The 17,728-nt window shown below is 67.4% G+C and carries 16 protein-coding genes and 5 tRNA genes; 7 read left to right on the top strand and 14 right to left on the bottom strand.

What is annotated here, in order from left to right; all coding sequences use genetic code 11:
* Window positions 1–128 precede the first annotated feature (128 nt).
* Both gdhA and HF885_RS10550 read right to left on the bottom strand, forming a co-directional pair.
* A complete protein-coding gene (gdhA, locus tag HF885_RS05830) occupies window positions 129–1,460 on the bottom strand; it encodes an NADP-specific glutamate dehydrogenase (RefSeq protein ID WP_170103976.1) in 1,332 nt (443 codons plus the stop codon).
* Window positions 1,461–1,782: 322 nt separating this feature from the next.
* On the bottom strand, window positions 1,783–1,908 hold the full coding sequence (locus tag HF885_RS10550; protein WP_268935589.1) for a hypothetical protein: 126 nt from the start codon (window positions 1,906–1,908) through the stop codon (window positions 1,783–1,785).
* 68 nt (window positions 1,909–1,976) lie between these two features.
* Here HF885_RS10550 and HF885_RS05825 point away from each other — a divergent pair, with 68 nt between their 5' ends.
* The 4 genes from HF885_RS05825 (at window position 1,977) to HF885_RS05810 (ending at window position 3,551) form a co-directional block, all read left to right on the top strand.
* Entirely contained in the window at window positions 1,977–2,180 is a 204-nt protein-coding gene (locus HF885_RS05825; RefSeq protein WP_170103974.1) for a hypothetical protein, read from the top strand.
* 104 nt (window positions 2,181–2,284) lie between these two features.
* Window positions 2,285–2,361 (top strand) — tRNA-Pro (locus tag HF885_RS05820).
* A 3-nt stretch (window positions 2,362–2,364) separates the two neighbouring features.
* Window positions 2,365–2,440, top strand: a tRNA-Gly gene (locus HF885_RS05815).
* Between the two features lie 154 nt (window positions 2,441–2,594).
* Window positions 2,595–3,551 (top strand): diacylglycerol/lipid kinase family protein, encoded by a 957-nt coding sequence (locus tag HF885_RS05810; protein WP_170103972.1) that lies wholly within the window; start codon window positions 2,595–2,597, stop codon window positions 3,549–3,551.
* Window positions 3,552–3,688: 137 nt separating this feature from the next.
* Here HF885_RS05810 and ptsP read toward each other — a convergent pair whose 3' ends face one another.
* Window positions 3,689–5,392, bottom strand: a complete 1,704-nt coding sequence (ptsP, locus tag HF885_RS05805; protein ID WP_170103970.1) for a phosphoenolpyruvate--protein phosphotransferase — start codon at window positions 5,390–5,392, stop codon at window positions 3,689–3,691.
* Between the two features lie 97 nt (window positions 5,393–5,489).
* Window positions 5,490–6,419, bottom strand: a complete 930-nt coding sequence (pfkB, locus tag HF885_RS05800; RefSeq protein WP_090862241.1) for a 1-phosphofructokinase — start codon at window positions 6,417–6,419, stop codon at window positions 5,490–5,492.
* A gap of 293 nt (window positions 6,420–6,712) precedes the next feature.
* Here pfkB and HF885_RS05795 point away from each other — a divergent pair.
* Window positions 6,713–6,789, top strand: a tRNA-Arg gene (locus tag HF885_RS05795).
* 111 nt (window positions 6,790–6,900) lie between these two features.
* On the opposite strand, the gene HF885_RS05790 is transcribed toward HF885_RS05795, so the two are convergent.
* Window positions 6,901–7,593 (bottom strand): NUDIX domain-containing protein, encoded by a 693-nt coding sequence (locus HF885_RS05790; RefSeq protein WP_170103969.1) that lies wholly within the window; start codon window positions 7,591–7,593, stop codon window positions 6,901–6,903.
* Window positions 7,594–7,760: 167 nt separating this feature from the next.
* Here HF885_RS05790 and HF885_RS05785 point away from each other — a divergent pair, with 167 nt between their 5' ends.
* Window positions 7,761–9,431 (top strand): DEAD/DEAH box helicase, encoded by a 1,671-nt coding sequence (locus HF885_RS05785; protein ID WP_235927334.1) that lies wholly within the window; start codon window positions 7,761–7,763, stop codon window positions 9,429–9,431.
* 414 nt (window positions 9,432–9,845) lie between these two features.
* On the opposite strand, the gene HF885_RS05780 is transcribed toward HF885_RS05785, so the two are convergent.
* The 7 genes from HF885_RS05780 to HF885_RS05750 all read right to left on the bottom strand — a co-directional run bounded on the left by HF885_RS05780 (window position 9,846) and on the right by HF885_RS05750 (window position 16,521).
* Window positions 9,846–10,271 (bottom strand): 6-pyruvoyl trahydropterin synthase family protein, encoded by a 426-nt coding sequence (locus HF885_RS05780; protein ID WP_170103966.1) that lies wholly within the window; start codon window positions 10,269–10,271, stop codon window positions 9,846–9,848.
* A gap of 1 nt (window position 10,272) precedes the next feature.
* Window positions 10,273–11,790: a bifunctional folylpolyglutamate synthase/dihydrofolate synthase gene (locus HF885_RS05775; protein ID WP_170103965.1), complete on the bottom strand. Its 1,518-nt coding sequence runs from the start codon at window positions 11,788–11,790 to the stop codon at window positions 10,273–10,275.
* Between the two features lie 45 nt (window positions 11,791–11,835).
* Window positions 11,836–12,489 carry a GTP cyclohydrolase I FolE gene (gene folE / locus HF885_RS05770; protein ID WP_170103964.1) on the bottom strand — a complete coding sequence of 218 codons (654 nt, stop codon included), beginning with the start codon at window positions 12,487–12,489 and terminating at the stop codon, window positions 11,836–11,838.
* Window positions 12,490–13,344, bottom strand: a complete 855-nt coding sequence (locus HF885_RS05765) for a bifunctional 5,10-methylenetetrahydrofolate dehydrogenase/5,10-methenyltetrahydrofolate cyclohydrolase (protein ID WP_170103963.1) — start codon at window positions 13,342–13,344, stop codon at window positions 12,490–12,492. It abuts the gene before it with no gap.
* A 2-nt stretch (window positions 13,345–13,346) separates the two neighbouring features.
* The gene (locus HF885_RS05760) at window positions 13,347–13,991 is read right to left on the bottom strand and encodes a cyclodeaminase/cyclohydrolase family protein (protein WP_328804339.1); all 645 of its coding nucleotides are present in this window, start codon (window positions 13,989–13,991) and stop codon (window positions 13,347–13,349) included.
* Window positions 13,992–14,070: 79 nt separating this feature from the next.
* Window positions 14,071–15,738: a formate--tetrahydrofolate ligase gene (locus HF885_RS05755; RefSeq protein WP_170103962.1), complete on the bottom strand. Its 1,668-nt coding sequence runs from the start codon at window positions 15,736–15,738 to the stop codon at window positions 14,071–14,073.
* Between the two features lie 183 nt (window positions 15,739–15,921).
* Window positions 15,922–16,521, bottom strand: a complete 600-nt coding sequence (locus tag HF885_RS05750; protein WP_170103961.1) for a 5-formyltetrahydrofolate cyclo-ligase — start codon at window positions 16,519–16,521, stop codon at window positions 15,922–15,924.
* Window positions 16,522–16,688: 167 nt separating this feature from the next.
* Between HF885_RS05750 and HF885_RS05745 the strand changes: the two genes are divergently transcribed.
* On the top strand, window positions 16,689–17,483 hold the full coding sequence (locus HF885_RS05745) for a 2,3-bisphosphoglycerate-dependent phosphoglycerate mutase (protein WP_170103960.1): 795 nt from the start codon (window positions 16,689–16,691) through the stop codon (window positions 17,481–17,483).
* A 56-nt stretch (window positions 17,484–17,539) separates the two neighbouring features.
* Here HF885_RS05745 and HF885_RS05740 read toward each other — a convergent pair.
* Together HF885_RS05740 and HF885_RS05735 are read right to left on the bottom strand one after the other, a co-directional pair.
* A tRNA-Lys gene (locus HF885_RS05740) sits at window positions 17,540–17,615 on the bottom strand.
* 37 nt (window positions 17,616–17,652) lie between these two features.
* A tRNA-Lys gene (locus tag HF885_RS05735) sits at window positions 17,653–17,728 on the bottom strand.

Raw genomic sequence — 17,728 nt, 5'->3', positions numbered from 1 at the left:
ATGATTCTGTTACAAACAGCCGAGAAAAGCGATGAGGCGGGACCGGACGCATGCCCGATCCCGCCTCTCTCATGTGCTCGCGTGCCCGGGTAGTCGAAGCCCCCCGGACCGCCATGGGTTGTCCCGCTCTAGCAGATGCCCTGCGCCATCATCGCGTCCGCGACCTTGAGGAAGCCCGCGATGTTCGCGCCAAACACCAGGTCGCCCTCGTGGCCGTACTCCTTGGCCGCACCGGACGCGGCTGCGTAGATGGAGTCCATGATGCCATGGAGCTTCTCGTCGACCTCGTCGAAGGTCCAGGAGAGGTGCTCGTGGTTCTGGGACATCTCGAGGCCGGACGTAGCGACGCCGCCGGCGTTCGCGGCCTTGCCGGGTGCGAAGAACACGCCGTTGGCCATCACGTACTCGGTAGCCTCGGTCGAGGTGGGCATGTTCGCGCCCTCGACGATGTACTTGCAGCCGCCCGCGACGAGCTTCTTCGCGTCATCGAGCTCGAGCTCGTTCTGCGTGGCGCACGGCATGGCGATGTCGCACTTCTCGCCCCAGGGGCGCTCGCCCTCGTGATAGGTGGCGCCAGCCTTGCGCTCCGCGTACTCCTTGATGCGGCCGCGCTCCACCTGCTTGATCTGGCACAGCAGGTCGAAGTCGATGCCCTCGGGGTCGTACACGTAGCCGTTGGAGTCAGAGCAGGTCACGACCTTGCCGCCAAGCTGCTCCGCCTTCTGGATGGCGTACTGTGCGACGTTGCCGGAGCCAGAGACCGCGATGGTCTTGCCGTCGATGGAGTCGCCCTTCTCCTTCAGCATGTCCAGGAGGAAGTAGACGGCGCCGTAGCCGGTGGCCTCCGGACGCGCAAGGGAGCCGCCGTAAGAGAGGCCCTTGCCCGTGAGGACGGACTGCCAAGAGTTGGTGAGGCGCTTGTACTGGCCAAACATGTAGCCGATCTCGCGGCCGCCCGTGCCGATGTCACCGGCGGGGACGTCGGTGTCCGGGCCGATGTGCTTGACGAGCTCGGTCATGAAGGACTGGCAGAAGCGCATGACCTCGTTGTCGGACTTGCCCTTGGGATCGAAGTCCGAGCCGCCCTTGGCGCCGCCCATGGGAAGCGTGGTGAGGGAGTTCTTGAAGATCTGCTCGAAGCCCAGGAACTTGAGGATGGAGAGGTTGACGCTGGGATGCAGGCGCAGACCGCCCTTGTAGGGGCCAATCGCAGAGTTGAACTGGATGCGGTAACCACGGTTGACCTGGACCTTGCCGGAATCGTCGACCCAGGGCACGCGAAAGATCACGATGCGCTCGGGCTCGACCAGACGCTCGAGGAGACCGGCCTTCTCGTACTCGGGATGCCTGTCGAGGGCAGGCTGTAGGGTGGTCAGGACTTCCTTCGCGGCCTGGATAAACTCAGGCTGGTCAGAGTAGCGCTGTTCCAGATCGGCAATCACTCGCTCGGAATAGTTCATGTGCTAATCTCCTCTCCGTCTGCCAGGGGGCAGGCGACGCTTGCGAGACATCGTAACCGGTGCAAAATCAGGATAGTTATTTCACGGGTTTGAAATGGTTTCACGCGGTTTTGCGTAACAGAATGTACATGCGAGCGCAATTGTGGCCTGCGTGATAGCGATTCGACAACGCCGCACCCCGGCAGCCCATGCGCCCCATGCGCATGCCACATTGAAAGCTGCCTTCCAACGTAGTTGCAAGATGCATGGATGCGCAGGCGAGAAGGACCCAGCCTTGCCCCGCTCTTCACGGGGACAGCATGCGACTGCGGTAACGGGACACCTAGCCCCCGAGCGCGGAGCGCAGTATCTGCACGTGCTCCGCCGTGTGGCCGGCGGCCGCATCCCGCAGGAAGTGCGCATAACCGTTCTTGCGGCTCACGTCCTCGCGGAACTCGACATATTTCACGTTGACCTTCTGGGTACCATAATCGATAAGATGGGCGTCGGACAGCTAGGGACCGAGGGGGCGACATCATGGATTTCTACGGCGTATGCATCCTGATTCTCGTGCTCTATGGCATTGGCCTTCTTATCGGACTGATTCAGGCTGCGGCAAACTCTCGCGCACGCGAACGTCAGAAGATGACGCCAGAGGAGCGCGCCAAGGCGGAAAAGCATGACGAGGACTACTACCTCATGATGGCTACTCACGAGTACATGACGAACCATCATCACTAGTCATCACGACACGTAGACGCCTCCCATAATCCAACTAGTTGTGCCGATTGTTGGATCGACGGTTGCCCAAACCGTCGCAGTACCCTATACTTTCAGAGCGGCTCCGGGGTGTGGCGCAGTTTGGTAGCGCATCTGCTTTGGGAGCAGAGGGTCGCTGGTTCGAATCCAGTCACCCCGACCATATGCGGCGGTAGTTCAATTGGTAGAGCAGCAGCCTTCCAAGCTGCCTGTTGCGGGTTCGAGTCCCGTCCGCCGCTCCATTGCACATGAGGCCACGGGTTATCCCGTGGCCTTCTTTTTTGTTCGGTCCCACCACCCACCGCGCAACGCGGCATCCTCGTCCCACCCTCCCCTACGCACAAGCACCAGTGGCGCTAGATTGTTTACAGGGCGATGGATGGGAGTCGAACCAGCATGAACGAAAGCCTTGGCAGGACGCTCGTGATAGCGAACCCGGTGGCACACAGCGGCGACGGAGCCGCGGCCGCCGAGCGCGTGGAGAGGTTCTTCTCGTCCTACGCAAACGCGACAGAAGGCTTCGAGCTTCGCCTTACCCAGGCGCCGGGAGACGGAATGCGGATGGCGCGGGAGTCCGCCGGCTTCGACACGGTCGTCGCGCTTGGCGGCGACGGCATCATCCACGAGGTCGCAAACGGCCTCATGTCCGTGGCGCCGCACGAGCGGCCGGCACTTGCCGTCGTCCCCGTCGGCTCGGGAAACGACTTCGCGCGTACCATCGGTGCCGCCACAAACGACCCAATCGCCGCCCTTGGGCAGATCCTGCGCGGGCGCAGGCTCGAGCTTGACCTTGGCCACGTAGCAAGCGACGCCGGCGAGTCCGCCTACTTCGTGCAGACGCTCTCGTTTGGGCTCGACGCCGCCATCGCCCTCGACACGACCGACCGCCGCGCCGCGCAGACGCACCAGAAGGGATCCGGGCTGTTCGCGACGTCAGGCATCAAGATCCTCTCCAAGGTCAGGGGCGAGGCGTCAGGTTATCCCTCGCGCGTCACCATGGACGGCGAGAAGGACGTCCACCTCAACTCGATCGTGTTTGCCGTGCAGAACGGTCCCACGTACGGCGGCGGCTTCAGGATCTGCCCGGACGCCGACCCGTACGACGGCAGCCTCGACCTTTGCTACAACGTGAGCGTGCCCGCACTCCCCCATGTCCTCGCGCTGTTTGCCCTTGCGCGCACGGGCAGGCACGCGGGGTCGCGCGCCATCGCCACAAGGCGGGTCATGCACCTTCACATAGAGTTCCTGGAGCGCGAGCCGCCATGCCAGGCAGACGGCGAGCCGCTCCATGGGCGCACGTACGACGTAGAGGTTCGGCCGCGCTCGCTTACGCTCGTGGCGCCCACATGGTAGACGGCTGGCAATAGTAGGCCATCAATCGCTTTCACCCGCATAGCCGCCCCCAGACCCCAAAAGCCCTGCATGCAAAAGGGGGACGCCCTTCCGGACGTCCCCCCTTGTTTGCGTTAGAGGTTGCAGCCTCGCTCTGCCTACTTCTGGGCAGCCTGGAGCATGACCTTGACCTCGGTGGCGGTCTTCAGCTTCATGACCTTCTCGGTCAGGGCGTCTGCCTCCTCCTTCGTCCACTCGGAGATGATCTTGCGGGTGCGCAGGATCGACGGGGCGGACACGGAGAACTCGTTCAGGCCGAAGGACAGCAGCACCGGGATGAGCAGCGGGTCAGCCGCGGCCTCGCCGCACATGCCAACCATGATGCCCTTCTCGCGGCCAGACTCGATGATCCTCTTCAGCGAGCGCAGGACGGCCGGCTGGTACACGGTGTACAGGTAAGAGACGCGGTCGTTGCCGCGGTCGGCGCACATGGTGTAGCCGATGAGGTCGTTCGTGCCGATGGAGAAGAAGTCGCACTCCTCCGCGAGGTCGTCGGCGATGAGCGACGCGGCCGGCGTCTCGATCATGGTGCCGACCTCGATGTCCTTGTTGTACGCGACGCCGCGCTCGTCCAGCTCCTTCTTGCACTCCTCGACGAGGGCCTTCGCCTGGCGCACCTCGTCCAGGGTGGTGACGAGCGGCAGCATGATCTTCACGTCACCAAACGCGGATGCGCGAAGCAGCGCGGTGAGCTGCACCTTGTACTGCTCGGGATTGTTCAGGCAGTAGCGGACGGCGCGGAAGCCCATGAAGGGGTTATCTTCCTTCTTCAGGTTGAGATACGGAATCTCCTTGTCGCCACCCACGTCGAGCGTACGGATGATGACCGGCTCGTCCTTCATGCGCAGGGCGACCTTCTGGTACGCGGCAAACTGCTCATCCTCGGTCGGGAGCTCCTTCGCGTCCATGAACAGGAACTCGGAGCGGAACAGGCCAACGCCCTCCGCGTCGTGCTCCGCCGCCACGTTCGCGTCGTCCGGGTTGCCGATGTTCGCGACGAGAAGGACCTTCTCGCCGTCGCCGGTCACCGTCTCCTTGCCGCGATAGGCCTCGAGCGCGGCCTTCTCCTCGGCGTAGGACTTCGCCTTGGCGCGATAGTTGTCCAGAACGTCGTCCTCGGGGTTGTTGATGACCTTGCCGAGGGTGCCGTCGACGATGACCATCTCGCCGGACTTGATGTTCTTCGTGGCGTCCGCGACGGAAAGGACTGCGGGGATCTCGAGCGCACGGGCAATGATGGCGGAGTGGGAGGTGCGGCCACCGGTCTCGGTGACGATGCCGGCGACGTTCTCCTTGTCGATGTCGGCGGTCATCGAGGGGGTGAGCTCCTTGACGACGACGATGGAGTTCTCCGGGAGGGACGACAGGTCGACGACCTGCTTGCCGAGGAGGTCGGCCAGAAGCCCGGTCTTGACGTCGGCGACGTCGGCCGCGCGCTCGCGGAACAGCTCGTCCTCCATGTTGGAGAACATGTTGAAGTACATGTCGTAGGCCTCGCTCACGGCCTGCTCGGCGCACATGCCGGAATCGATGGACCCGTTCACCATGTCCTTGATTCCCTCGTCCTCGGCGAACTCGATGTGCGCGCCCATGATGGCGGCAGCCTCCTCGCCGACGGACTGCTTCATGCGCTCGATCTGCTTGTTCGTCTGGTCGATGAACTTCGCGAGAGCCTCGTTGTAGCGGGCCTTCTCGGCCTCCGGATCCTCGGGCTTCGTCGGGGTGAAGGACAGGTCGGGTGCGACCGCAACCTGTGCGACACCAATGCCGTAGCCGTCAGAAGCATTTACGCCTTCGAACATCTAAACCTCCCATTTGCATTGCCAAGTATCCCATGCACCTATACGTCTGGCGGGAGCTCCCCCTTTGCCCCCGCCAGATAACATGGCTCTTCTCGCGCTACTTCCCCTGCTTCGCGATGATCTCGTTCAGGTTCTGGTAGACGCGGTCGATCGTCGCGCGCTTCGCGATGCCCTTGCTCGCCGCGGTCGCGGTGCCGCAGGCGGAAGCGAAGCGGAGCGCGGTCTCGTAGTCTGCGCCCTCCTGCACCTTGGCCACGAAGCCGGCGACCATGGAGTCGCCCGCGCCGGTCGCGTTGACCAGGCGGATCTTCGCGGTCGGGACGGTGTGGACCTCGCCCTTCTCGTCGTACAGGAGCGAGCCGTGGCCGCCACAGGACACGATGACGTTGCGGGCGCCGCGCTCGTGCAGCTCCTTCGCGAAGGGTATGCACTCCTCCGGGGTCTCGGGACGCGCGTCGAAGATGCGCCCGACCTCGTGGTTGTTGGGCTTGATGAGGAACGGCTCGTCCTCCAGGGACTCGAGCAGCAGCTGGCCGGGTGCGTCGACGACGAAACGGATGCCGCGGCCCTTCAGCCTCTTCATGATGATGCTGTACATGTCCTCGGGCAGCGACTTCGGGATGGAGCCGGTCAGGACCAGCGTGTCGCCCTCGCCGATGTAGTCGATGCGCTCGAGCAGCTCGTCGACCTTCTTCTCGGAGATCTTGGGGCCCATGCCGTTCACCATCGTCATGACGATGCCGTTCAGCTTTACGTTGATGCGGGTGAAGCCCTTGTCCAGACGCACGAAGTTGGACGAGATGCCGTTCTTCTGGAGCGTCTTGACCAGGTAGTCGCCGGTGAACCCGGCCACGATGCCGAAGGCGACGTTGATTACCTTAAGCTCGTTGAGCAGAGTTGAAACATTGATGCCATTTCCGCCACAGTACAGCTCCTCGCTCGAGGACCTGTTCGTGAAGCCCATGTCAAGCGTCAGCGGATGCATGACATAGTCAATAGCCGGGTTCAAAGTTACGGTGTAAATCAACGTAGGCTCCTTCCAGCACACAATTTGGCTACATTATGACTCAAACGACCTGCCCCGACATCGTGAAAAAAGCTAAAACCCTACATCGCATTCAACAATAGGCCAGAATCGTCGCGTTTTCGCCAACATCTCGCAAACAGCCGCGATGAATCGGAGAAGGGCATGTACACGGACTAGTGGTCAACTCGGCGGGTGCGACCCACATGTTGCGGCACGCGCCCGGCCATGCGCGCTCGCATCCGCGGCGATTGAGCCGGCCGCGCGCGCCCACTTCGTGCTACTATCGACTACGCGCTCCCTTAGCTCAGCTGGATAGAGCATCGGTCTTCTAAACCGCAGGTCAGGCGTTCGAATCGCCTAGGGAGCACCAGAACGCGACGGCAGGTCGGCGCAATTGGGCGTCCGACCTGCTTTTTTGTTGCCCTCTGCACGCAGGGCGCCGCGACGCGAGCCATGCGCGACGCGAGCCATGCGCGACGCGCTATGCGAGCCCGCGCTCCACGGCAGCGAGCGCCCCGATAATCGTCTTCCCGTCCTGGATGAGGCCGGCGCGCGCCGCCGCGAGCACGTCCCTCACGGGAAGCCATGCCACGTCCACGAACTCGCCGCGGTCCGGCCGCGCCGTCCCGGCACAGAGCCCATGCGCCAGAAAGACGCTCGTCGCCTCGTTCGTGAAGCCGATCGACCCCGCCGCCCGCGCGACGAACTCGAGCCGTTGCGCCACGAGCCCCGTCTCCTCCGCGAGCTCGCGCGCGGCGCAGTGCGCGGGGTCCTCCCCCGCGTCCAGCTTGCCCGCGGGAATCTCCAGGCTCATGCGGCCCATGGCCACGCGGTACTGCCGCACCAGGCACATCCTGCCGTCGCGCACGGCGCACACGCCTGCGCCCCCGTTGTGCCACACGACCTCGCGGTACCCCTTCGTGCCGTCGGGAAGCGCCACGTCAAGCGTCCGCACGCGAAAGATCCTGCCGTCCCACACGCGCGTCTCGCCCACGACGCGCTCCACCAGGCGCGCGTCGTCGCGCAGAAGCTCGCGGATGCGCTCGAGCCCGTCGGGCGATCCCGCCGTCTCGCGGCCGTCCGCGCCCGCCGCCGCCTCGATCGCGGCGCCGGCACCCGTCTCGCGCCCGCGGGCGTCATCCGCCCGGCAGCCCTCGTCCTTCTCGCCGTCCATGCAGGCTCCTCCCTTGTTGCGACGCCACTGGCACGTTGCTCAATGGTATCGCCTGACGGGCGGCACGACGTGGGTTTATTTGGTAGATGCGCCGCCGACGGACTCGTGGGTGCCGTTTGCGGATACGATGCCAACGCATCATTTACAGATTTGATTGGAAGTGCATATTGGCAGACCGCCATCACCACAAGAAGGACCGCACGGACGCGGCCACCGTTCGCGAGGCGCAGGAGGCGCCCGCGGGCGAGAAGACTCCGACATTTGACCGGCTGGGCCTGAGCCAGGAAGTGCTTGACGCCGTCGCCGAGATGAGCCACGTGCATCCGACGCCCGTGCAGGCGCAGGCCATCCCCCTCGTGCTCGCGGGCAGGGACGTGCTGGCCGCGGCGCAGACCGGCACCGGCAAGACGGAGGCGTTCCTGCTGCCCACGCTCAGCCGCTTGGGCCACGTAGGCGCCGGCGAGGGGCCGCTTATGCTGATCATCACGCCCACGCGCGAGCTTGCCCAGCAGATTGACGGCGTCGCGCGCACCATCTGCGCGCACACGGGGCACCGCACCGTGACGCTGGTGGGCGGCGTCGCGTACGAGCCTCAGTACCAGGCGCTCGAGCGCGGCTGCGACGTGCTGGTGGCGACGCCGGGCCGCCTGCAGGACCTTCTGGACTCCGGCCACGCGAGCCTCGACCACGTGGGCGTGCTCGTCCTGGACGAGGCGGACCGCATGCTGGACATGGGCTTCTTGCCGGCCGTGAAGAAAATCGTGGCCCGCACGCCGTCCGAGCGGCAGACCCTGCTCTTCTCGGCAACGCTGGACGACGACGCCATCGCGAGCACGCGCTCGCTCGTGCGCGACCCCGCCCACGTGAAGATCGCGCGCAAGGGCACGCCGGCCCAGACGATTGAGCAGTTTGCGCTGGGGGTCTCGCCGGAGGCGAAGCACGCCGTGCTCGCGGAAGTGCTGCGCCGCGAGGGCGCCGAGCGCGTGATCGTGTTCACGCGCGGCAAGCACCGCGCGGACGCAATCTGCCGCAAGCTGCGCAAGGCAGGCTTCTTGTGCGCGCCCATCCACGGCAACCGCACGCAGCGCCAGCGCGAGAACGCGCTGCGGAGCTTCCGCGAGGGCGCGGTGGACGTGCTGGTGGCGACGGACGTCCTTGCGCGCGGCATCGACATCCCCGACGTACGCTACGTGGTGAACTTCGACGTGCCCGGAGACGCGGAGGACTACATCCACCGCATTGGGCGCACTGGCCGCGCCGGCGAGTCCGGCTGGGCGCTGACCTTCGTGACGGAGGACGACTACCTGGAGCTTCGCGACGCCGAGGCGCTCATGGGCAAGGTCGTGCCCGACTACCCCCGCGCCGTGGGCATCGACCTGGGGGCAGAGCCGCTGCGGCTTGACCCCGCGCACGACCCGCGCGAGAAGCTCCCCGGCAAGAAGGCCCGCAAGAAGATGGCCGAGGAGCGCGCCGCCCGCCGCGAGGCACGACGCGCTGCCTGCGAGCAGGCGGCCGAGTCGCTCGGCGCGCAGGTCAAGGCCGCGAGGCCGAAGGGCACCAGGTCCAAGGGCGCTAGGCACGCGAAGGGCGACGCCGCCGCACAGCCGAAGGCCGCGAAGGTGAAGGGCACGGCGCCGAAGGCCGCGAAGGCGAAGGCCACGAAGGTGAAGGGCACGGCGCCGAAGGCCGCGAAGGCCGCGCGCACGCCCCGGAAGCCGAGGCGCCGGAACGCCCCGCGCGACGAGGCGATGCCCTATGGCCCCGGCGGCAAGCCGAAGCGCTCTGCCACGAAGAAGCTGAGCCGCCATCCCGGCGACCGCGGCGGCAGGCGCGGTTAGCGCGCGGCCGATAGCGCCAGGGTCCGCCAACTATCTGACAGGAGCGCGACCTGTCAGTTAGTTGGAATCCTGCGGACCTCACTACCTGACAGATGTTCGATCTGTCAGGTAGTGAGGGACATACGGCCTCGATTGGGCCTCGATTGCCTCGAAATCCAGCCACTAACTGACAGAAGCGCGACCTGTCAGTTAGTGGGGACAGAAGGCTCACCACTATCTGACAGAAGCGCGACCTGTCAGATAGTGATGCGGAAAGGGCCCCTGGAGCCCGAAAAGCCCACCACTTTCTGACAGAAGCTTGATCTGTCAGAAAGTGGTGGGCTTGTGCCATCGGAAACGCGCGTGGCCGCGGCCGCGGCCCGCGCGAGCGGACCGTCTGGACCCGCGACCGCTTTTCACCGGCCGGACCCGCGGCTACTCGTCCACCAGGTACGTGGCGCAGTTCAGCGGCGTCTCGTAGCAGTCCACCTGGCTCACGGGCAGCCCGCGGCCAACGAGGACCTCCGCGAAGTTGCGCGCGAGGTTCTCCGCCGTGGTGCGAAACGGCAGCATCTTGAGGGTGAAGCCCTCACGCTGCAGGCACGCAACGGTCTCCGGCGCCAGCGAGCCCTCCTCCACCAGGAACATGTGGTCGAAGCGCGCAACCTCCTCGCGCACGATGCGCTTGAACTCGCCAAAGTCCAGCACCATGTCGCGCCCGGTCCCGTCCGTGCCAAGCGAGGCCTGCCTGATGTAGACCACCACGCGCCAGCGATGGCCATGGAGGTTCTCGCATTTGCCGTGGTAGTCCGTCAGAAAGTGGGCGCCGTCGAAGCTCGCCTCCGTCTTCAGCTGGTACACGCTAGTCCCTCCCGTCGTCCGCGGCGTCGTCGAAAATCTGCACCCTTGGATGGTGGTCCGGCGCGGCGTGCGGCCGCACGGGGCCCGCCGCGTTCTGCACGCCCGGCCTGAGCAGCGCCGCGACCTCACCGGCCGTCGTGATCGACCCACACGCGACGTACGGCGTGCCCGAGAGCGCGTCCGTCGCCTCGCGCACGGACGAGAAGACCGCGTCCGGCCGCCTGCCGCACTCCTCGAAGACGCGGGCAAGGTCCCGGGCCGGAAGCGCCCGGTCGGACGACGTCTGCGTCACGTACACGCGCGGGAACTCCGGCGCGAGCAGGCCCACGATGCCCCTCACGTCCTTGTCCGCGAGCACGGCGCACAGAAGCGCCGGGCGCGTGGCCACGTTGGGGTCCACGCCGCGGACGGCCGTCAAGAACGTCTGGACGCTCTGGGGGTTGTGGCATGCGTCGATGAGCACGGGCGGGTCTGGCACCACCAGGTCGAAGCGACCGGGCGTCGGGCACGTGACGAGGGACTGGAACAGCGCTTCGGCGTCCAGCGGCCGCCCGAGGAACTGCTGTGCCAGCGTGACGGCGCACGCGAGGTTCGCCGCCTGGTACGCGGGCTTCAGCACGGACAGCTCGCGGTACGCGCGGCCGTCCGCGCCCGGCGTCCTCACGTCCACCACAAGCGGCGCGCCTATGCGGTCCGGGCGCCGCGTTATGCAATACGTCGCGTGAGGCAGCCCCTCGTGCGCGCGTGGCACGCCGGGATGCATCTCGCCCGCGGCGTCCGCAGGGTCGGTCGGCCTCAGCAGCGTCGGCGTGACGCCCTGCTCCGCGCAGCGGGCGAGAAACACGTCCTCCACGCTGTCCGGCGTCGCCGTGCCCACGCCCAATACGCAGCTGCGGCCCCGCTTGATGATGGCGGCCTTCTCGCCCGCGATCTTCTCGAGCGTGTCGCCCAGGATGCGCATGTGGTCCAGGCCGATGCCCGTGACGGCGACGGAGCGGATGTTGTGCGCGGCGCTCGTGGCGTCCCAGCGGCCGCCCATGCCGCACTCCAGCACGCACGCGTCCACGCCGGCCTCGGCGAAGACCACCATGGCCGCAACGGTCAGCACGTCGAACTCCGTGATGTCGTACGGGCGCTCGCCGGCGGCCTCGCGGCGCGCGTTCACGCGCTCGCCGGCGGCCACGGCGGCCGCGACGCCGCGCGCGAAGCGCTCCTCGCTCACGGGATGGCCCGCCACCTCCATGCGCTCCGTCATGCTCACGAGCTCCGGGGAGGTGTACAGCGCCACGCGAAGCCCCTCTCCCCCAAGGATCGCCGCCGTGAAGCGCGCAGTCGAGGTCTTGCCGTTCGTGCCCGCTATCTGCACGCTCTGGAAGCGCTCGTCGGGGTTGCCAAGCTCTGCGAGCATGTCCTCCACGCTCTCGAGCATGGGCTGGATGCCAAAGCGCTTCGTGGCGGCGAGGCGCGCCATCGCGTCCGCGTAGCCAAGGGAAGGTATCTGGAAGGGAACCTGGTACATTATGGAATGCGCTCCTTCTTGCGCGGGCGCGCGCAGGCCGCGGGGCTAGCCCCTCAGCAGCCTGAGCGCCTCCTCGCGCGTCTTGCTGTCTGCCTTGAACACGCCGCGCACGGCGCTCGTGACGGTGGACGATCCTGCGGCGCGCACGCCGCGCATGGTCATGCACGTGTGCTCCGCCTGCATGACCACCATGACGCCCAGCGGGTCGAGCTCGCGCATGAGCGCGTCCGCCACCTGCGCGGTCAGGCGCTCCTGCACCTGCAGGCGGTGCCCGTAGCCCACGACGCAGCGCGCGATCTTGGAAAGCCCCGTGATCCGCCCCTTGCGCGGGATGTAGCACACGCTGGCCGTCCCCTCGAACGGCAGGATGTGGTGCTCGCACATGGAAGAGAACGGGATGTCGCGCACGACGACCATCTCTTGGTTCTGCTCCTCCTGGAACTGCCGGCGCAGGTGGGCGGCGGGGTCCTCCTGCATTCCGCCAAAGAGCTCCTCCGCGGCGCGTGCCACGCGCTCCGGCGTGCCCCTGAGGCCCTCGCGGTCCGGGTCCTCGCCGATCGCGAGCAGGAACTCGCGCACGGCGGCCTCCGCCCGCGGCTTGTCTATGGGCGCGAACCCCTGGTCGTTCAGCGGGCGGCCGTAGCGGTCCTTCTCGCCCGTGGGCCGCGCCGCGCGAAACGATGTCGTCTCTGGCACCATCTATCCAACCGTCCTTTCCGCGGCCTCCACCACGTGCTTCGCGAGGCAGGCCGTCGTGACCGACCCCACGCCGCCGGGCACGGGCGTGATCGCGCCCACGATGGGCTCGACCGCGTCGAAGTCCACGTCGCCCACAAGGCGCTGCGCGCCCTCGTCCCAGTTGATGCCCACGTCCACCACGACCTGGCCTGGGCGCGCGCAGCGTGCGCCAAACGTGCCCGCGCGGCCGGCGGCCACCACCACGACGTCCGCGGCGGCGCACTTCGCCGCAAGGTCGCGCGTGTGCGTGTGGCACATGGTCACGGTGGCGTTTGCCGCCTGTAGCAGCATGGACACCGGCCGCCCGATCACGAGCGAGCGCCCCACCACCACGACGTCCGCGCCGTCGAGCGTCACGCCGTGGTGGCGCAGCAGCTGCAGCACGGCCTCCGCGGTGCACGGCGGAAACCCGACGGGCTCCCCCGCGAACACGCCCGCGAGCGACCCCGCGGTGACGCCGTCCACGTCCTTGGCCACGTCGAGCGCCGCGCACGCCGCGCGCTCGTCCAGCGCGGCCGGCAGCGGGCGGAACATGAGGCACCCGTGCACGGACGGGTCCGCGTTGACGTCGCGTATGGCGCGCTCCAGCTCCGCCTGTGTGCAGTCCGCCGGCAGCGTGACGCGCCGGGCGGCGATTCCCACCTTCTCGCAGCGCCTCAGCGCGGCGCGCTCGTACGAGAGGTCGTCCGGGCGCTCCCCCACGCGCAGCATCGCGAGCCCTGGCGTGACGCCGCGGGCGAGAAGTGCCGCCACGCGCGCCCCAAGCTCCTCCGTGAGGGCGCGGGCGACGGGCGCCCCCTTCAACAACTCCGCCAAGACTATCCCCTTCCCCTCACACGGTCCGTCACGGAGCGCGCAAGCGCCTGAGCCCGGGGCACGTACGCCGCGAGCATGCCGTCGCAGCGGGCCTCCAGCTCCTTCGCGCACGCGCGGTCCTCCAGCGCCACCGCGTTCACGAACACGTTCAGGCTCGCGGCCTCCAGCGCGGCGCGGGCAAGGTGCGCGCCCGTCCCGACGTCTGCCACGAGCAGGGCCGAGCCCTTCTCGCCCATCTCCTCCAGAAGCTCGATGGCGCGGCACACCTGTCCCATCACCGCGAGCGGCGCCTCGCACGCGAGCCGCGTCGCGTCCTGTATGGCCTGCGGGCGCGCGGGGTCGCTCTTAGGCAGCGCGTACGCGCGCGAAAGCGGCAGGAAGCCGCGGGCGTCCTCGTCCACGAGCTCTACCAGGCGCCGGCGCACCTCCCCCGCCTGCTCCACCATGCGCCGCACGTCCGCCTCGACGGGGGCGTAGCGGCGTTTGCCCAGCGTGAACGCGCCGGCCATTGAGCACAGCGCGGCGGCCAGCGCGCCCGCGTACGCCGCGGCGCCGCCGCCCCCGGGAACGGGGCTCCTTCCGGCGAGCTCCTCCGCAAAGCGGGCGCAGCTCTTGTCTGCGAGCCTCTCTTCGGGCCTCTCTTGCACGATATGCACACTCCCATGAGGGGGTGCCCCATCGGGCACCCCGCAGGTCAGATTGGTTGTACGGACGAGAAGGACGCGGCTAGAACAGGCCGACGATCTTTCCGTCGGGCGTGACGTCGATCTTCTCGGCGGCCGGCACCTTCGGGAGGCCCGGCATGGTCATGATGTCGCCCGTGAGCGCGACGATGAAGCCCGCGCCCGCGGAGACCTTCAGGTTGCGCACCGTGATGCGGAAGCCCTCGGGCGCGCCGAGCCGCTTGGGGTCGTCCGTGAAGGAGTACTGGGTCTTCGCGACGCAGATGGGCAGGTCGCCAAAGCCCTGCTCCTCGAGCTGGGCCATCTGGCGCGCCGCCTTCGGCGTGAAGTCCACGCCGTCCGCGTGGTAGACCTTCGTCGCGATGGCCTCGACCTTGTTCTTTATGCTGTCGTTGACGTCATAGGCGAAGCGGAAGTCGTTCGGCTGGTCGCACAGGCGGATGACCTCGTTCGCGAGGGCCTCGCCGCCCTCGCCGCCCTTTGCCCAGACCTCGGACAGCGCCACGTTCACGCCGAGCTTGCCGCACTCCTTGGCCACGAGGTCGAGCTCTGCCTTGGTGTCCGTGGGGAACGCGTTGACGGCGACGACGACGGGCAGGCCCCAGACGTCCCTGATGTTCGAGACGTGGCGCAGCAGGTTGGGAAGGCCGGCGCGCACGGCGTCGAGGTTCTCCTCCGTGAGCTCCGCCTTCGGCACGCCGCCATTGTACTTGAGGGCGCGCACCGTCGCCACGAGCACGACGGCGTCGGGATGGAGGTTCGCGTAGCGGCTCTTTATGTCCAGGAACTTCTCGGCACCAAGGTCCGCGCCGAAGCCGGCCTCCGTGACGACGTAGTCCGCGAGCTTAAGCGCCGTCGTCGTGGCCTCGACGGAGTTGCAGCCGTGCGCGATGTTCGCGAACGGGCCGCCGTGCACGAACGCGGGGTTGTTCTCGAGCGTCTGGACGAGGTTGGGCTTGATGGCGTCCTTCAGGAGCGCCGTCATGGCGCCCTCCGCGTGGATGTCGTGGACCGTGACCGGCTTGCGGTCGTACGTGTACGCGATGACCATGCGGCCGAGGCGCGCCTTCAGGTCCATGAGGTCCGTCGCGAGGCAGAACACGGCCATGACCTCGGACGCGACGGTGATGTCGAAGCCGTCCTCGCGCGGCATGCCGTTCGCGACGCCGCCTAGGCCGTCCACGACGTTTCGAAGCTGGCGGTCGTTCATGTCGACGCAGCGCTTCCACACGATGCGGCGCGGGTCGATGCCGAGGGAGTTGCCCTGCTTGATGTGGTTGTCCAGCATGGCGGCGCACAGGTTGTTCGCGGCGCCGATGGCGTGGAAGTCGCCCGTAAAGTGCAGGTTGATGTCCTCCATGGGGACGACCTGCGCGTAGCCGCCGCCGGCGGCGCCGCCCTTGATGCCGAAGACCGGGCCGAGGGAGGGCTCGCGCAGGCACAGCATAGAGTTCTTGCCGAGCCTGCACAGGGCGTCCTGCAGGCCGACGGACGTAGTGGTCTTGCCCTCGCCCGCAGGCGTGGGGTTGATGGCCGTCACGAGGATGAGCTTGCCCTTCATGGGCTTGTCCCTGAAGGCGTGGATGTCCACCTTCGCCTTGTAGTTTCCGTAGAGCTCGAGCTGCTCCGGACCGAGGCCGGCCTTTTTGGCCACCTCGGTGATCGGGAGCATCGTTGCCTCCTGCGCGATCTCAATGTCTGACTTTGCCATCCTCGGCGCTTCCTTTCGCTTCTTGGAGCGGTCGAGCTCCAACGGTTACCGGGTCTCACGGGACGAACTGACCGTTACCCCATTGTGCGCGTTCCAGGGGACATTTTTGCCGAGGATCGAGCGGCGGATATCGAATAGTCGCAATTCGGGCGGCCGAGAAGAGCCGCACCCTTCGCCGGTTCCCTAGCGGGACGGTCGAATGACGCGCCCCTCCGTCACCACGACATCGACCGGGACGTCGTGCCCGTCGAGCGCGAGGGCGCCCACCGCGCTCATCTGCGGCTCGCGGCAGAGGCCGACGGAGACGCCCGCAAAGTCCGCGAGGAAGACGTCGTAGAAGCCGCCGCCGTAGCCCATGCGATAGCCGCGCTCGTCGAACGAGAGCCCCGGCACGATCGCAAGCGCGCGGCGCGACGCCTTTGGGTCCGCCTCGAGCGTGGGGTCGGGCACGGGCTCCTCCACGCCAAACGGGCTCCTCACGAGACCGTCGAGCGAGGACACGCGAAACCAGCGCATGCGACGCGTGCCGGGGACGCACCACGGAAGCGCGACGGACTTGCCCCGCGCCCAGGCGTCGCGCACGAGCGCGCGGGTGTCGACCTCGTCGCCCACGGACAGGTACGTGAGGACGGTGTCTGCGGCCAGATACTCCGGAAGCCGCGTGACGCGCCCCGCTATGGCGGCGTCCCTTCTCGCCCGGCCGTCCTCGCCGAGGGCGCTCCTGACCTCCTTGTAGTGGCGGCGCAGCTCGCGCTTGCGCCCGCGCGTCCCATCGCCGTCCATGCGGTGCCCCCTTCCCGGCTCGGCCCGTTGCACCGCGCCCTTCGTGCCCGTCGCGCCCGTCGTGCGCGTTGGGTGAAATCTGGGGCGCCGCGCCCGTGCGGCGCCGCGCCCGCCTTACCCTCGCCCTAGGGTAGCGCAGGCAGGGCGATCGATGCGAGGAGGCTGCCATGGCGACGGCGACGCTGGTGATCATGCGCCACGGCGAGAGCGCGTGGACGGACAAGCGGGTGAACCGCTTCGCGGGTTGGGTGGACGTTCCGCTGACGGAGCGCGGGCGCGCCCAGGCGGCGGAGGCGGGCAGGCTCATGCGCGAGGCCGGCATCCAGCCGGACGCGGTGTTCACGTCGCTTCTGGAGCGCTCCATCGTGAGCGCGGACATCGCGCTGCACGAGGTGGGCCGCCTGTGGGTGCCCGTCATCCGCAGCTGGCGCCTGAACGAGCGCCACTACGGCGCGTTCCAGGGGCAGACGCGTCCCGACATGCGCAAGGCGTACGGCGAGGAGCTGTTTAACGCGTACCGGCGCAGCTTCGACGTGAGGCCGCCCAAGATCGACCCCGCCTCCCCGTACTTCCAGGCAGACGACCCGCGCTACGGCACGCTTTCGCAGGACGGGCTTGACGCTACGGACCCGCGGCAGATTCGCAGCGAGTGCCTTAAGGACGTGATCGCGCGGCTGGAGCCGTTCTGGGGCGCCTACGTGACGCCGCCCCTGCTGCTGGGGCAGACGGTGCTCGTGGTGACGCACGGCTCCGTTGTGCGCTCGCTCATAAAGGTTATAGAGGGCGTGTCCGCGGACGAGATTCGCAAGGTGAACGTCCCGACGGGCCAGCCCCGCGTGTACGAGTTCGAGACCGGCGGTATGGGAGGGCTTCGCCTGGCCGGCCCCGGGCGCTGGCTGGACCCGGACGCCGCGAGCCGAGGCGCGGCGGAGGCGCTTGCGCTGGGCTCGAGCCCGGCATAGCGCGCGTCCCGAGCACAAAAAAGCCCGACGCGGATGCGCCGGGCTTGCGTTTGCGATGGTGGGTCGTGAGGGGGTCGAACCCTCGACCTTGGGATTAAGAGTCCCCTGCTCTACCAACTGAGCTAACGACCCATCTATGTGTGCTGGCGTGTGCCAGAGAAGAGGTCAATGGTGGGTCGTGAGGGGGTCGAACCCTCGACCTTGGGATTAAGAGTCCCCTGCTCTACCAACTGAGCTAACGACCC

Source organism: Parafannyhessea umbonata (assembly GCF_012844235.1).
In the GTDB taxonomy this organism is placed as follows: domain Bacteria; phylum Actinomycetota; class Coriobacteriia; order Coriobacteriales; family Atopobiaceae; genus Parafannyhessea.
Note: the sequence above shows the minus strand (reverse complement) of the source record. Positions and strands in the feature narration are given on the sequence as shown.